The following is a 14,286-nucleotide window of genomic DNA, read 5'->3' as shown; positions in this document are numbered from 1 at the left end:
AAAAAGGCCGTCACCTGAACTCCGCTTTGCTTCGTTCAAAATGACGGCCTTTGATGTTTAAGGATGGTCGATTTTACATCTTCCTTCAAACTTTTTCCATTATTACCTCACAAACTATTTTCCGTTCACTTTTAACAGCTCAACCTCGAAAATCAATGTGCTGTAAGGTGGGATGTCTGCTCCTGCTCCGCGCTCGCCGTAAGCCAGGTTATAAGGGATATAAAATTTGTATTTCGAACCTGCCGGCATTAATTGAACACCTTCAGTCCAGCCCGGAATTACCCGGTTTAAGGGAAATGAAATTGGCTCACCTCTGTCGTAAGAGCTATCAAACTGCTTGCCATTTAATAAAGTACCTTTATAATGTACTAATACCGAATCGGTAGCCTGTGGTTTAACGCCTGTTCCGGCGGTTAAAACTTCGTATTGTAAGCCACTTGCAGTTGTTTGTACACCTGCGCGTTTTTTGTTCTGTTCCAAGAAATCCTGTCCTTCTTTCATAATGGGTGCGTATTTAATTTTATTTGCTTCAGCTTCCGCTTTGTATTTTGCCGATGATGCTTTAGATAATGCCTCGTTAATGCATTGTTGTGCCTGTTGCTGGGTTAAAACGGTGCTACTGCCAGTAAATGCATCTTTTAAGCCTTTTAATAATACCTCATAGTTTAAGGTAGACAGGCCGGTTGTTTTTAAACCTGCACCGATAGAGGTACCGAAGGCATAACTGGTAGAATCTAAAGATGAATGTAAGCCGGAAGCTTTAAATGTTGAGGTTTTGGTGGCTGCAGTAGTTTTTTCGGCGACAGGTTTTTTTGCTGCTGTTTTGGTTTGTGCGTAAGAGGCAACAGCGATTCCCGATAAACATACCGCTAAGAAAATTCTTTTCATTATTTATTTAATAGTGTTGATTATTTTAAAGGCCGTAAGATACAAAATAGATAAAACAATAAAACCCCGAAAATCCGGGGTTTTAGATAAGTGTTCTGTACCTTAAAATTAGAAACGTTCGTCAGCTTTGAAGAAGAAGTTGCCTTCAATTTCTGCATTCTCATCAGAATCTGAACCGTGAATGGCGTTTGCATCGATAGATTTTGCATATTTCTGACGGATTGTTCCTTCAGCGGCTTCAGCCGGGTTGGTAGCGCCGATTAATTTTCTGAAATCTTCAATAGCATTGTCTTTTTCTAAAATAGCCGCAACAATTGGCCCTGAAGACATAAAGCTTACTAAATCTTTGTAAAACGGACGCTCAGCGTGTACAGCATAAAACTGACCGGCAGTTTCTTCTGTAAGTTTGGTATATTTTAATGCAATGATTTTAAAACCTGCATTGGTAATGTCGTTAATGATCGATCCGATATGGCCATTTGCTACTGCATCTGGCTTAATCATGGTAAAAGTTCTGTTAGTGCTCATCGTGCTTTGATATCAAATTTTTTGCAAAAATACGTTTTAATTGATGAATAATCAATACACCATAGATTCGGTTTGAAAATCGATTTTATAATAGATAATTAGCTTAAGAGGGCGAATTGAGCTTTTTCAGACCATATAACTTTCTTAATCGCCATCTCTTTTAGAACGATGATGCTACTAATCCTAAAATCCTTTAATCCTAATCTAAATTTACTTAGCTTTGCAGCGCAAAAAATATATGCTTACACTAACTGAATTAAAAACATTATTGGCTACACCACAACGGATTGTGATCACTACGCATCATAAACCTGACGGTGATGCGATGGGTTCGTCCCTTGGTTTATATGGATATTTAATTCAGAAAGGCCATCACGTAAAGGTAATTACCCCAACCGATTATCCTACTTTTCTACATTGGATGCCGAACAACGGGGATGTTATTATCTTTACCGAACAACAGGAACAGGCTGCAAAACTGGTTGATGAGGCGTCGATTATTTTCTGCCTGGATTTCAATACCCTAAGCCGTATTAACGAACTGGGCGAACTGGTAAGGGCGGCAGGTGCTAAAAAGGTTATGATCGATCATCACCTCGAGCCAGAGGATTTTGACGATTACCGCCATTGGGATATTAATGCCTGTGCAGCTGCGCAACTCGTATACGATTTTATTGTGAACCAGCTGGAAGATAAAGCCGGCATCAATAAAGATGTAGCTGCTTGTCTTTATACCGGTATCATGACCGATTCGGGATCTTTCCGTTTCGAATCTGCAACATCAGAAGTATACCGCATTGCTGCAAACCTGATCGATCTGGGGGCCGAACATTGGAAAATCCATCAATTGGTATATGATAATGCCAGCGAAAACCGTTTACGCTTCCTGGGTTATTGCCTGTCAAACAAATTGGAGGTTTTAAGAGAATACAACACTGCGATTATTTCGGTTACCAAAGAAGAGCTGGCCGAATACCATAGTGAAACGGGCGATACTGAGGGTGTGGTAAATTATGCCCTGTCAATCAATGGAATCCGCCTGGCCGCTTTGATCATCGAGCGTACAGATAAAGTTAAGCTTTCTGTAAGATCAACCGGCGATTTCCCGGCAAACGAAATCTGCAAGAAGTATTTTAATGGAGGCGGGCATAGAAATGCCGCAGGTGGTGCATCAGAAAAAGAATTAACTGATGTAGTTAACGAATTTAAATCGATATTAGCAGAATATAAAGAACAATTGATCGCCTAAGGGCAAGAAATAAACAATAAAACTTAAAAAAGTCAAATTAATAAATGAAAAAGGGAATTATTATTCTAGCAGCAGCTACTTTAGGCTTAGCGGCATGTAAACAAGAAAAAAAGGGAGCTGGTGGCTTGTTGTATACCATTCACCACTCAGCAGGTAACGAAAAAATCAAGGAAGGTGATATCGTTAAAATGAACTTTATCCAGAAAAACGGTAAAGATTCTGTTTTATCAAGCACTTTCGATAGCGAAACCCCGGCGGTATTCCCTGTGCAGAAAAAAATGTACGCCGGTGATATGAACGATGTATTGACTTTGTTTGGCGAAGGCGATAGCGCTACGTTTAAAATCGACCTGGATACTATGGCTTTCCATAGCAAACAACCAAAACCAGAGCAGTTTAAAAACGATAAATACCTTACTTTTACGGTAAAAGTTGAAAAAGTATTTAAGAAAAAAGCCGGCGAAGCTGATTCGACCTTTAACAAAAGGGCAACAGAGTTTTTCCAGGCCGACTACAAAGCTTCTTCAGAAAAAAAGAAAGCCGCAGAACCTGCTAAATTGAAAGCTTATTTAGAAGATACCAAACTGGCCACCAAAACTACTGCCAGCGGTTTACACTACATTATCGAAAAACCAGGTAGCGCAGAAAAACCAGCTTTAGGCGATACAGTATTGATTGATTATACCGGTAGAGTTACCAAAAAAGGTAAAGATGGTAAATATAAAATCTTCGATACAAGTGATGAAAAACTGGCTAAAGCAGAAAACGAATTTAAGCCTGGTAAACCTTATGGCCCTCAAAAAATGCCGGTTGGTGGTACAATTCCGGGTTTTACCGAAGCTTTGCAGTTAATCGGTAAAGGTGGTAAAATTAAAGTAATCATCCCTTCTAATTTAGGTTATGGCGAGCAAGGTGCACCACAGGTTGGTATTATGCCTTTCAGCCCGATTGCTTTCGATCTTGAGATTAAAGATATTATCAAAGGAAAACCGGCTCCGGCTCCTGTAGCTCCGGCTCCGGTTAAGAAATAATTTCTTAAACTGTATGTAAATCCTGCTTATTCAGTTAAGCAGGATTTTTTTTGACCTGTCTTTTTTTTCGCAGAGCCAAAAAATAAAACTTGGCAAAAATTCTTAAAAACTTATTATAGCCTATCTTTGTATGGTCTAATAAAATTGTCCGGCATCCGAAAAATGGATTAAAGGCTGATTTTTAATTAAAATGTTAAATGAAAAAAGGAATAATTATTCTCGTGGCAGCAGCGTTAGGGCTATCTGCCTGTAACAAATTCGAAAAGGGCGAAGGAGATATGACTTACAAGATCTATAAAAGTGAAGGTAAGCCAAAAATTCAGGATGGTGATTATGTAAAGTTAAACGGTGTCCAAACCGTAGAAACCAATACCAATCCGGATTCGGTGATGGTAAATACCTACGACAATGAGCGTCCCGCTTTTTTTGCGATCAGCAAGTCTATGTTCAAAGGTGATCTGGCTTCGGGACTGAAACTGCTCGGAGAGGGCGATAGCGCCATTTTTAAATTGAATTTAGATTCAATGGAAAAATATTCAGGTCAGCCGAAACCAAAAGGATTAAAATCGAATATTGCTTCTTTTACCATTAAGATTGAAAAGGTTTTGCATAAAGGAAAGGATCCTGATTCTATTTTTGAAGCAAAGAAAAGACTGTTTTTCGAAGCAGAATACAGGGCCTTAAACGAGAAAAATAAAAGGGTAGAACCTGCTAAAATAGCCAAATACGTAGAAGAGAACAACCTGAAAGTAACGACTGCTCCATCTGGTTTGCAATATGTAATTTATGCTCCGGGCAACTCAGAACGGGCTACTTTAACAGATACGGTGTTAATGGACTATACCGGCCAGTTTACCAATAAAAAGTCAAACGGAGCATTGAATGTTTTCGATACTTCGAATGCCAAAATTGCAAAAGAAGCTGGAATTTTCTCCGAAAATGTACAATATGTACCACGTAGTTTACCACTGGGGCAGTTGCCACAGGGCGTGATACAGGGAATTCAACTGATTGGGGTAGGTGGTAAAATTAAACTGATTTTGCCTTCCAGATTAGGTTTTGGCGAAAATGGCGGCGGGCCAATTAATCCTTTCACGCCACTGGTTTTCGATGTAGAGCTGAAAGGCATCATCAAGCCCAATGCAGCCGTGCCATTGGCTAAATAAAAAAAATTAAGACCTTATAGGTTCAGGAGCCTATAAGGTCTGTTCAAATAAAATCTAAGCCCAACGCTTAAAAGGCCTGGTGGTCAGGTTAGCGTTATAATATTTTTCTTCTCCGGTTACTTCAACGCCTACCCAATCTGGAAGATCGAAAGTTTCATCCTCGCTTTCCAGTTCAATTTCGGCAACTATAAGGCCTTTATTGTCGCCTAAAAATACGTCCACTTCCCAAAGTTTACCGTTAAATGTAATTTCATAGCGTGTTTTGGAAAGTTCTGAAACCGAAAAGTTATCCAATAATTCTATGGCTTCGGCAACAGGGATTTCATATTCATGCTCCGATCGTGTGGCACCAATGGTTTGACCTTTTATGGTTAAAAACCCTTTGCTTTCAGTTGCCCTTACCCGTATGGTTTTATCTTTATCCGTGAGCAGATAACCCTGCCTAAGTAGTTTTCCTTCCGGTTTGCCCAGGTTATCCCATTTTTGATGATCGATTAAAAACTTACGCTCTATTTCTTTTCCCATTTTACCTAGCCCTTTTCTGTAAATCTGAAACCGGCATGCTGATTAATCTTCCGATAGGCTGTTTGCCGCGGTAGGTAATTACCCGTAACATGCTCGCATCTTTAGGTACTTGCAATGCGGCGGTATATTTCGGGTAGAAACGATCGGGGGTAGAGTTATCAAAACTATAGTAGATATCCAAGCCATCTATTTCTGTGGTCAGTTCTATCATCAGCTGTTTATCAGCACTGCGTTTTACGGTAAAAATAGGATCGTAAATGGCTGGTGAGTATTTAATCTCTGCAAAATCCAGACGTTTAAAATGTTGTTGCGTACGGTCAACAAAATTTGTCCAGTTTTTCTTTTCAATCGGGCTCCAGATCGATTCTGCAATGGCAAATGCACGTGGATAAACCATGTATTCTGCCTGGCGGAAAGTAAATACCTGCTCCGTCCAAAGATTGGCCTGTGCTCCAATAACATACTGTGCATTTACGCCTGCCGGAACAGGATTAAACTGGTAAGCTTTATTTAACCTTAACGAAGCATATACTTTTGGTTCGGTAATCTGGTCTGCCTGCATGTAATCCAGGTAGGCAAAATCGGTTGGGCTCATGACCACGTTATGCTTTTCATTAGCCGCCTGGATGCCATATTTCATTCCTCTCCAGCTCATTACTGCTGCTGTTGGCGATACACCGCCCTCAAGAATTTCATCCCAGCCCATAAATTTTTTGCCCTTCGAAATCACAATCTGTTCTACGCGTTTTTCGAAATAGGCCTGTACCTGTGGCATGGTTTTTAAGCCTTCGCGAAGCATTAAAGCTTTAATCTGGTCGTTTTTCTCCCAAAAATTGTGCGAAGCCTCATCGCCGCCCATGTGGATGTATTCGAAAGGGAAAAGCTTGGCCACCTGCGTAATTACAGTATCTAAAAAGCCATAAACTTTCTCGTTTGCCGGACAAAGGGTGTTATCAACCAAAGCAATTGGCGGCGCACCACGGCTCCAGTCCATAATTTTTTCGCCAGAGCGTACTTTATAATTCACTGCATCAGGGGTACAGGATAACTCGGGATAAGAAGCGATAATCGCTAAACTATGCCCCGGCACATCGATTTCGGGCAATATGTTTACAAAGCGTTCCTGGGCATATTGAACAAGTTCTTTAATATCTTCCTGGGTATAAAAACCGCCGTAGTTACGGGGTTCATCAGGTGTTGGCGGGATAAAATCGCCAAAGGTCCCTGTTTTTTTAACACTCCAGGCACCAATTTCGGTCAGTTTAGGCAAGCCTTTAATTTCAATGCGCCAACCTTCATCATCCGCCAGGTGCAAATGCAGCAGGTTAAACTTATAGCGCACCATATCATCGATAAACCGTTTTACTTCCTCTTTGGTGAAAAAGTGGCGGGCCACATCGAACATTAAACCCCTCCAGCCTAATTTCGGATAATCTACCACATCAACACAGGGTACCTTCCATTTAACATCGTTCATCAGTTCTTTGCTCTCTATTTCGGCAGGAAAAAGCTGAAGCAAAGATTGTATGCCATAAAAAATACCAGCCGGCTGGTTTGCGGTAATCACCACCTGGGTAGGATTCACATTGAGTTTGTAGCCTTCTTTACCAAGTTGAACATCTTCTTGCGTATTTAAAATCAGTTTAATGGTTGGGTGACTCGAATTGCCTACCGTGCTTACAAATTTCCCTGTAGCGGTGGTAATCCGGTCTGATAAATAAGCGATTGACTGCTTTAACTCTCCGCTTTTAGCCGTTTGTATAATTACATTTTCGGGTAAGGTAAAGGTTCCCGCTTTTTTTACCAGTGAAACGGGTTCCGGAATAATGGCAATCGGTGTTTGGGCAACCATGCTTTCAGCATCGCCGGTTTCGGTTTCTGTAACAATGTTTTGAGCGTATATGCTGGTCGCAATGCAACAGCAGGAGATAATCAGGAATAGTTTTTTCATTAAAATAATTAAAGCGGATTAACCGGATAAGTATAATCCGCAATTTATTAAAAAAGATTTTAATGGATGGCATTTGCATGGAAGGAAATGTGCAAGAAGCAAGCGCGGAGCGTATAGCGCTGGATAAAAATCGTAGTTGAATTTATGATATTATTAGGAGTTTGTCAGTCTGAGCGGAGTCGAAGACTCCATCAAAATTCGCAGAAAGTCATCATCTGCGAATTTTTTTGATCTGCGGGAAAGTTGTTTTGTCTCATAGTTAGTTAATTCTAAAAGAAATGTCCTTCGACATGCCCAGGATGACATCTTTTTTAATTTACAAAAACTGCGTTAGCCATTCCATCGCTTTTTTATCATCTGTAAATGACTTTATCGGTATGGGCGGGTTTTGAAAATTAAAAAGAATTCTCATAATGAACTGCGCCAAACCTGGTTTAGAAACCATGGCCATGGCAGTATAAATCTGGGGGAGCTGTCCGGTCGAAAATTTGCGCGTTTCTTTATCCGGAACCGGCGAATTTTTCAAATAAATTAACACCGGAACTTTCTTATTCCCGGTAATTTTTTTAACCAGTGCAACGTTGGCAGAAATATTTTCTACAGTACGTAAAACGCTTTTACTGTACGAAACCAGTATCCCGGTATCGGTTAACAAATAATCGGCTATTTCCCCTTCGATAAGTTGATTATCTCTATCTTCTCCCATATTTTATCCCCTTAAATGATAACCTTTCGTTTTGGTAAAAGCCCTTAATCCCTGATGCGATAAAGTAGCGCCAATACCTGAGTATTTCCTGCCACTCCAGGGTAAGGCTGCACTTACCCGGTCGCAGCAGTTCCAATAACCCGAACCGGCATCAAGCTCGGAGAGTATTTTTTCTGCCCGCGCCCGGTTGGCTGTGTAAACCGAAGCAGTTAATCCATAATCGGTATCTTTCATCATCATTAAGGCTTCAGTATCGTCTTTTACTTTCATAATACCTATAATTGGCCCGAAACTTTCTTCCTGCATTACCAGCATATCGTTCGTAACATCGGTTAACACGGTTGGTTCAAAATAATAACCTTTCCCCTCAATCGCTTTACCACCCGTTAATAATTTTGCACCTTTATTTAGGGCATCAACAACCTGATTTTCCAAAACCGAAATTTGTTCTTTCCTGGTTAAGGGACCAATATAAGTACCATCTGTTGTGGGCAAACCACTTTTCCAGCTTTTAACTTCGGTAACAAAGGCATTTAAATAATCCTGGTAATGTTTTTCATGTACATAAATCCGTTCAACAGCACAGCAACTTTGCCCGTTATTATAAAAAGCGCCATCAGCTGTACCAATCGCAGCAGTGGTTATATCAACAACATCATCCGCAACATACAAAGGGTCTTTTCCACCTAACTCCAACTGGCAGGGAACCATTTTGGATGCTACTTTCTCATAGATTAATTTTCCTGTTTTGTAAGAGCCTGTAAAGAAATAGCCATCAAAATTCATTTCCAATAAGGCCGATCCTGTTTCTTTGGCACCAATGGCAACCTGGAAAACCGGATCAGGTATACCCGCTTTTTTTAGTAGTTTTTCGATCTGTAGTCCGGTTAAAGTAGCATATTCTGATGGTTTGTACATTACTGCATTGCCCCCTAAAAGTGCCGGGATAAAAACATTTACACCAACCAGGTAAGGGTAGTTCCAGGCTGAAATATTGCAGATTACCCCCAATGGCTCATATTTAATGATTTCTTTTAAACCAGGTTCATCAACCATCACTTCATCACTCAAATATTTTTCGGCATTACTCAGCATCCATTTAATACGGGTTCTTGCGCCATTGATCTCATTACGCGACTGCTGTAAAGGTTTGCCTACTTCGTTGGTTAATACCAATGCGAGTGTTTCGATCTCGGCTTCCAATAAATCACTGAACTTCGCGATCACGGCCATCCTTTCCTGCAGTGTTTTATTTGCCCATAGCGCTTGCGCTTTATTTAAAGCATCGAATTTGAGCTGAAGTGTAGAGGAATGATCTTCTTCCAAACTGGTAATAATTTCTTCCGTTGCGGGGTTGATGATCTGCATATTTCTAATTTTCTTACTACGGATTTTCACAGATGAACATAGATTTTATAGAGTTTAGTACGAAATATCTTAGCGATATTTATCTGTGTTTATCCTTTTTAGCTGTGGTTGATATTTAATTTTATTGCGTTAATAAAAGCCTCATGTATATTTTTGCTAAATGGACTGTTTTGATCTTTCAAACGCTCAGGGTGCCATTGTACAAACAGTAAAAATGATTTTCCTCCCGGTTCCAGCCGTTCCATGGCTTCGGTAACCCCATCCGGAGAAATTGCGCTCACGACCAATCCTTTTCCTGTTTTATCGGTACTTTGATGATGGTTACTGTTGACCAATCCTTTATCGGTATTCACAATCTGGTTCAGCCATGAAGAAGGATTTACTATAATTTCGTGATAACGGTCTGATTTATCGTGCATTTTCGAATGATCGAATTTTCCCCATGATGGGATATCAGGAATCAAGGTGCCGCCAAAAAATACGTTGCCTACCTGCATACCTCTGCAAATGCCTAAAACAGGAATAGAATGGGCTTCGGTATAAGCTAAAACCTTAAATTCAAACTCATCACGTTTTTCATCGATATCATCGTCGTAACAATAAGGATAATACTCCGGCTGATTGTAAAAACGGGGGTGAACATCTTCTCCTCCTGTTAAAACGATACCCACACATTTTTTGATGTCGTCGAAATTGTCAAGTTTGTATCCAAGCTGGATGACTTCTACGTTTTTATGGTATGATAGCACCCAGTTGCGATAGATGTCGAATTTGCTGCAGTCGGTTACACCGATTATTATTTTATCAGACATATTAATTAATTCCACTGATTTATCTTTTTCTCTTCGGAATGACTATAACGATTTTTGATTAATATATTTTAAATTTATTAGCTGTAAAAATCCTAACATCACATAATCTTTTAATCCTGCTCTAAAGCGCATTTAAGTACAATTGTTTAAAATCTTCCCTGCTTACCGGCTTAGGATTGTTTGGATGTGCGAAATCTGCATAGGCTAAATCGGCAAGTGTTTCAATGTGTTCATTTTTAACGCCAATATCACTCAATTTGTGCGGTATATTTACTTTCGTATTCAAATCGAACAGGTATTTTACAACAGTTTCACCATTTTCCTCTTTAAGTTCGAGTGTCCGGGCAATTTTTTTAAAACGGTCTTCAAAACCGGCAATATTAAACTGCATGCCATAGGGGATATTAACCGCATTTGCCAGGCCATGGTGGGTATCTAAAAGAGAAGAAAGGGGATGTGCCAGCGAATGGACCACACCCAAACCTTTTTGAAAGGCAATGGCACCCATCATCGAAGCCATTAACATTTTACTGCGGCTTTCTAAATCAGGCTTATTGGTGGCGCGTTCTAACGAATCTTTAATCAATGAAATGCCTTCTAAGGCAATTCCATCGCACATCGGGTGGAAATTTTTGGCCAGATAAGCCTCCATGTTATGGGTTAGGGCATCCATCCCCGTTGCTGCTGTAATAAACGGGGGTAAATCCATCGTTAGTTCCGGATCGGCAAAAACTACCTGCGCCATTAGCTTTGGCGAGAACAGGATTTTTTTCTGGTGGGTTTCATCATCGGCAATAATGGCACTGCGGCCTACCTCGCTCCCCGTACCTGATGTGGTTGGGATGGTAATAAAATGGGGTACATCATTGGTTACATAAATATCGCCTCCGATTAAATCGTCGTATTTAAATAAATCTTCACGGTGGTTAACACGCAGCACAATGGCACGGGCAACATCCAAAGCTGCACCACCTCCTATGCCTATAATGCTATCGCGATGGGTAGCATCCCAGGCATCGGTACCTTTGTAAACATCACTTTTTACCGGGTTTTTGTGTATGTCGCTAAACACCTCAACTGAAATGTTTTTGGTTCTTAAATCTTCGATAATGCTTTTAAAAAACGGGAGTTCTGCAATGGTAGGATCGGTAACTATTAAGGGGGCTTTTAATTGGTTTTTGCTTAAGTAAGGCGGTAACTCTTTTACTGCACCTGCACCGAAACGGATGGTTGTTGGAAAATTAAACTGATGGATTTTATCAAATATCATGAGGTTCTGTTTTATTCAGTAATTTATTTCTCTCTGTTTTGCAGCGATGCTGAATCAGGTTCAGCATGACGAATTTGTTAAATAATTTCGAAATATCTTTTCAGTTCCCAGTCGGTTACCACTTTTGCATATTGTTTACATTCCCATTCGCGGGTCATGGTGAAATGATCAACAAAACCTGCACCCAATAAGGTTTTGGCCAGGTCAGAATTTTTCATTTTTTGGGTAGCCTCGAATAAATTACGGGATAATATGCCATTTGATAAATCGGTATATCCGTTCCCTTTGGTTAAAGGCTGTGTTAATTCCAGGTCGTTTTTAACGCCGTACAACCCGGCGGCTAAACAGGCAGACATGGCCAGGTATGGATTGGTGTCTGACCCTACAATTCTGGTTTCCAAACGTGAAGCCTTTTTGCTTCCTGGTAAAGCGCGTAGTGAAGTGGTCCGGTTATCGATTCCCCAGGTTACGGTGGTTGGCGCCCAGGCACCCTCTACTAAACGTTTGTAGCTGTTTATAGTAGGGGCAATCATCGGTAAGAGGTCGGGCAGGCAGTGCAACTGGCCAGCAATATAACTTTTCATGATCCTGCTGATCTTATCGGGTTCTTTTTCATCATAAAAAAGGTTGGTGTTATTGTTTTTATCCCATAGGCTCTGGTGTACGTGTCCGCTGCAACCGGGTAAATTTTCGCTTATTTTAGCCATAAAAGTGGCTAAAATACCGTGTTTATAGGCAATCTCTTTTACAGCTGTTTTAAACAGAATGGCCTGATCTGCTGCCTGCAGGGCCGGAGCATATTTAATCGCAGCTTCGTAAACCCCCGGACCGGTTTCGGTATGCAGGCCTTCAACAGGGATATCAAATTTATTGAGCAGTTCGAACAGATCGCTCATAAATGCGTTCTGGTAGCTACTCCTTAAAATAGAATAACCAAACATACCCGGGCTTAAAGGTTTTAAATGCTTAAAGTCCTTTTCATGCAGGGTTTCTGGTGTTTCCAAAAAGTTAAACCACTCGAATTCCTGCGCAAAAAAAGGCAAGAATCCCTCTTTTTCACAATCGGCGATCAGTTTTTTAAACAATTGTCTCGGACAAACCTCATTTGCCCGTTCCTGGTCGTCGATAAAATCACCTAGAAAAAAAGGAACATCATTTTCCCAGGGGATTTTCCGGAAGGTAGTTAAATCGATTTTAACCTGTGCATCGGGGTAACCGGTATGCCAGCCAGTATATTTTCCGCTATCATAAGCCGCGTCGCTGGCATCCCAGCCAAAAGTTACATCACAAAAACCTAAACGGCCTTCAACCAGTGAAGCAAATTTTTCTGCAGCAACGTATTTCCCCCTTAAAATGCCGTCGATATCAGCTACGGCTAATTTTACTTTTCCGGAGTGATGATTTTTTACATAATCAAGAATTTCTTTGGCCGTACTCATTGATCTGCCTTTTTAAAGATTTTATATAGAAGAAATATACCTAAAATAATGCCTGAATAAATTAAACCTAATTTAAGATTATAAATCAGCATTGCGATAAAAGAAACACAGGAAATAATCAAGGCGATGATGGGAAACCACGGATAAACCGGTGTTTTAAACGGTCTTGCCATTTCCGGACTGTTTTTTCTAAGCACCATTAGCGAAATCATCGAGATGATATACAAGGTTAACGCTCCAAATACCGAAATGATAATAATTTCGGCTGTTTTGCCCGATAAAAGTGCGATGATCCCAATTACCATATTACCCATTAACGCATTGGCAGGCGTTTGGAATTTTGATGAGGTTTTGCCCAGAATTGCCGGAATGCTTCTTACCCTTCCCATTTCGTAAGTAGAACGCCCCGCAGCCAAAACCAATCCGTGAAACGACGCTATTAAGCCGAACAGGCCTACGGTAATCAGCAGGTGGTACATGAACCGGTTATCGCCGGTAATCATGGAAAGGGCGAGGGGCAAAGGCGAATCAGAAGTTTCGCCCGATTTCCCGTTTTTATAAACGATGGCTTCCCACCCACCTATGCCAATGGTAGAGATAAAAACAAGTATACATAAAACCACTAAGGTAAATATGCCCCAGCCAAAACCCTTACTGATATCGCGTTGCGGGTTCCTGGTTTCTTCGGCCACATTGGCTACACCTTCTATGCCCAGAAAAAACCATATGGCAAACGGAATAGCAGCAAAAACACCACTCCAACCCCTTGGAAAATTATTGTGTACCAGGTTTTCTGCATGGAATTCGGGTAAGGTGATACCAGAGAAGAGAAGCAATTCGCCAACGGCCAAAATGGTAATAACCACTTCGAATGATGCCGCAGCTTTAACACCATATATATTTAATGCCGTAAAAATGACGTAGATGGCAATGGCACTGGCCATAATGGGTACCTGGGGAAAAAATGCATTAAAATAAGCACCAATGGCAAAGGCAATGGCTGGAGGTGCAAATATAAATTCGACCATTTGTGCAATACCAGCAATAAAACCAATGTTTTTTCCCAGCGCTTTATTGGCATAATCGAAAACACCACCGGCTTTTGGTATGGCACAGGCCAGCTCGGCATAGCTGAAACTAAAGGTTACATACATGATCATAATGGCCACTGTAGCAATGGCCATACCCAGGGTGCCGCCTTTTTCGAGACCTAAATTCCAGCCGAAATACATTCCGGAAATTACATAACCTACGCCAAGCCCCCACAGCATAAAAGGGGTTAGCGTTTTCTTTAAGCCATCTTTTTGTTCCATGAGCAGGATTACAAGATTTAAATAGGTTTATAAAATTTGC

The 14,286-nt window shown here is 40.7% G+C and carries 13 protein-coding genes; 3 read left to right on the top strand and 10 right to left on the bottom strand.

Annotated features, from left to right (window positions below):
- Window positions 1–114: 114 nt before the first annotated feature.
- Both bamJ and GGQ60_RS13545 read right to left on the bottom strand, forming a co-directional pair.
- Window positions 115–888, bottom strand: a complete 774-nt coding sequence (bamJ, locus tag GGQ60_RS13550; RefSeq protein ID WP_183765185.1) for a BamJ family beta-barrel-assembly machinery protein — start codon at window positions 886–888, stop codon at window positions 115–117.
- A gap of 108 nt (window positions 889–996) precedes the next feature.
- Window positions 997–1,416 carry a nucleoside-diphosphate kinase gene (locus GGQ60_RS13545; protein WP_183765182.1) on the bottom strand — a complete coding sequence of 140 codons (420 nt, stop codon included), beginning with the start codon at window positions 1,414–1,416 and terminating at the stop codon, window positions 997–999.
- Between the two features lie 238 nt (window positions 1,417–1,654).
- On the opposite strand from GGQ60_RS13545, the gene GGQ60_RS13540 reads away from it, so the two are divergent.
- The 3 genes from GGQ60_RS13540 (at window position 1,655) to GGQ60_RS13530 (ending at window position 4,862) form a co-directional block, all read left to right on the top strand.
- The gene (locus GGQ60_RS13540; RefSeq protein ID WP_183765178.1) at window positions 1,655–2,665 is read left to right on the top strand and encodes a DHH family phosphoesterase; all 1,011 of its coding nucleotides are present in this window, start codon (window positions 1,655–1,657) and stop codon (window positions 2,663–2,665) included.
- A gap of 44 nt (window positions 2,666–2,709) precedes the next feature.
- Window positions 2,710–3,696, top strand: a complete 987-nt coding sequence (locus GGQ60_RS13535; protein WP_183765175.1) for an FKBP-type peptidyl-prolyl cis-trans isomerase — start codon at window positions 2,710–2,712, stop codon at window positions 3,694–3,696.
- Window positions 3,697–3,893: 197 nt separating this feature from the next.
- Window positions 3,894–4,862, top strand: a complete 969-nt coding sequence (locus GGQ60_RS13530) for an FKBP-type peptidyl-prolyl cis-trans isomerase (RefSeq protein ID WP_183765172.1) — start codon at window positions 3,894–3,896, stop codon at window positions 4,860–4,862.
- A 54-nt stretch (window positions 4,863–4,916) separates the two neighbouring features.
- Here the strand turns inward: GGQ60_RS13530 and GGQ60_RS13525 are convergent, their stop codons facing one another.
- From GGQ60_RS13525 to eat, 8 genes are all read right to left on the bottom strand, one after another.
- A complete protein-coding gene (locus GGQ60_RS13525) occupies window positions 4,917–5,387 on the bottom strand; it encodes a CYTH domain-containing protein (RefSeq protein ID WP_183765169.1) in 471 nt (156 codons plus the stop codon).
- 1 nt (window position 5,388) lies between these two features.
- The gene (locus GGQ60_RS13520; protein ID WP_183765166.1) at window positions 5,389–7,338 is read right to left on the bottom strand and encodes a beta-N-acetylhexosaminidase; all 1,950 of its coding nucleotides are present in this window, start codon (window positions 7,336–7,338) and stop codon (window positions 5,389–5,391) included.
- A 316-nt stretch (window positions 7,339–7,654) separates the two neighbouring features.
- Window positions 7,655–8,044: a DUF7793 family protein gene (locus GGQ60_RS13515; protein WP_183765162.1), complete on the bottom strand. Its 390-nt coding sequence runs from the start codon at window positions 8,042–8,044 to the stop codon at window positions 7,655–7,657.
- A gap of 3 nt (window positions 8,045–8,047) precedes the next feature.
- Window positions 8,048–9,442, bottom strand: coding sequence for an aldehyde dehydrogenase family protein (locus GGQ60_RS13510; RefSeq protein ID WP_373284799.1), 1,395 nt, complete (start codon window positions 9,440–9,442; stop codon window positions 8,048–8,050).
- Window positions 9,443–9,510: 68 nt separating this feature from the next.
- On the bottom strand, window positions 9,511–10,224 hold the full coding sequence (locus GGQ60_RS13505) for a gamma-glutamyl-gamma-aminobutyrate hydrolase family protein (RefSeq protein ID WP_183765156.1): 714 nt from the start codon (window positions 10,222–10,224) through the stop codon (window positions 9,511–9,513).
- Window positions 10,225–10,345: 121 nt separating this feature from the next.
- A complete protein-coding gene (locus GGQ60_RS13500; protein ID WP_183765154.1) occupies window positions 10,346–11,494 on the bottom strand; it encodes an iron-containing alcohol dehydrogenase in 1,149 nt (382 codons plus the stop codon).
- Between the two features lie 77 nt (window positions 11,495–11,571).
- Window positions 11,572–12,933 carry a glutamine synthetase family protein gene (locus GGQ60_RS13495; protein ID WP_183765150.1) on the bottom strand — a complete coding sequence of 454 codons (1,362 nt, stop codon included), beginning with the start codon at window positions 12,931–12,933 and terminating at the stop codon, window positions 11,572–11,574.
- Window positions 12,930–14,246 (bottom strand): ethanolamine permease, encoded by a 1,317-nt coding sequence (gene eat, locus GGQ60_RS13490; RefSeq protein WP_183765146.1) that lies wholly within the window; start codon window positions 14,244–14,246, stop codon window positions 12,930–12,932. The genes GGQ60_RS13495 and eat overlap by 4 nt, the downstream gene beginning before the upstream one ends.
- Window positions 14,247–14,286 lie beyond the last annotated feature (40 nt).

Source organism: Pedobacter zeae, from assembly GCF_014196715.1.
In the GTDB taxonomy this organism is placed as follows: Bacteria; Bacteroidota; Bacteroidia; order Sphingobacteriales; family Sphingobacteriaceae; genus Pedobacter; species Pedobacter zeae.
This window is presented reverse-complemented; position numbering and strand designations above follow the sequence as displayed.

Excerpts from the sequence above, each read along its gene's own strand:
- bamJ (WP_183765185.1), bottom strand. The coding sequence starts at position 888 with ATGAAAAGAATTTTCTTAGCGGTATGTTTATCGGGAATCGCTGTTGCC.
- GGQ60_RS13545 (WP_183765182.1), bottom strand. The coding sequence starts at position 1,416 with ATGAGCACTAACAGAACTTTTACCATGATTAAGCCAGATGCAGTAGCA.
- GGQ60_RS13540 (WP_183765178.1), top strand. The coding sequence starts at position 1,655 with ATGCTTACACTAACTGAATTAAAAACATTATTGGCTACACCACAACGG.
- GGQ60_RS13535 (WP_183765175.1), top strand. The coding sequence starts at position 2,710 with ATGAAAAAGGGAATTATTATTCTAGCAGCAGCTACTTTAGGCTTAGCG.
- GGQ60_RS13530 (WP_183765172.1), top strand. The coding sequence starts at position 3,894 with ATGAAAAAAGGAATAATTATTCTCGTGGCAGCAGCGTTAGGGCTATCT.
- GGQ60_RS13525 (WP_183765169.1), bottom strand. The coding sequence starts at position 5,387 with ATGGGAAAAGAAATAGAGCGTAAGTTTTTAATCGATCATCAAAAATGG.
- GGQ60_RS13520 (WP_183765166.1), bottom strand. The coding sequence starts at position 7,338 with ATGAAAAAACTATTCCTGATTATCTCCTGCTGTTGCATTGCGACCAGC.
- GGQ60_RS13515 (WP_183765162.1), bottom strand. The coding sequence starts at position 8,044 with ATGGGAGAAGATAGAGATAATCAACTTATCGAAGGGGAAATAGCCGAT.
- GGQ60_RS13505 (WP_183765156.1), bottom strand. The coding sequence starts at position 10,224 with ATGTCTGATAAAATAATAATCGGTGTAACCGACTGCAGCAAATTCGAC.
- GGQ60_RS13500 (WP_183765154.1), bottom strand. The coding sequence starts at position 11,494 with ATGATATTTGATAAAATCCATCAGTTTAATTTTCCAACAACCATCCGT.
- GGQ60_RS13495 (WP_183765150.1), bottom strand. The coding sequence starts at position 12,933 with ATGAGTACGGCCAAAGAAATTCTTGATTATGTAAAAAATCATCACTCC.
- eat (WP_183765146.1), bottom strand. The coding sequence starts at position 14,246 with ATGGAACAAAAAGATGGCTTAAAGAAAACGCTAACCCCTTTTATGCTG.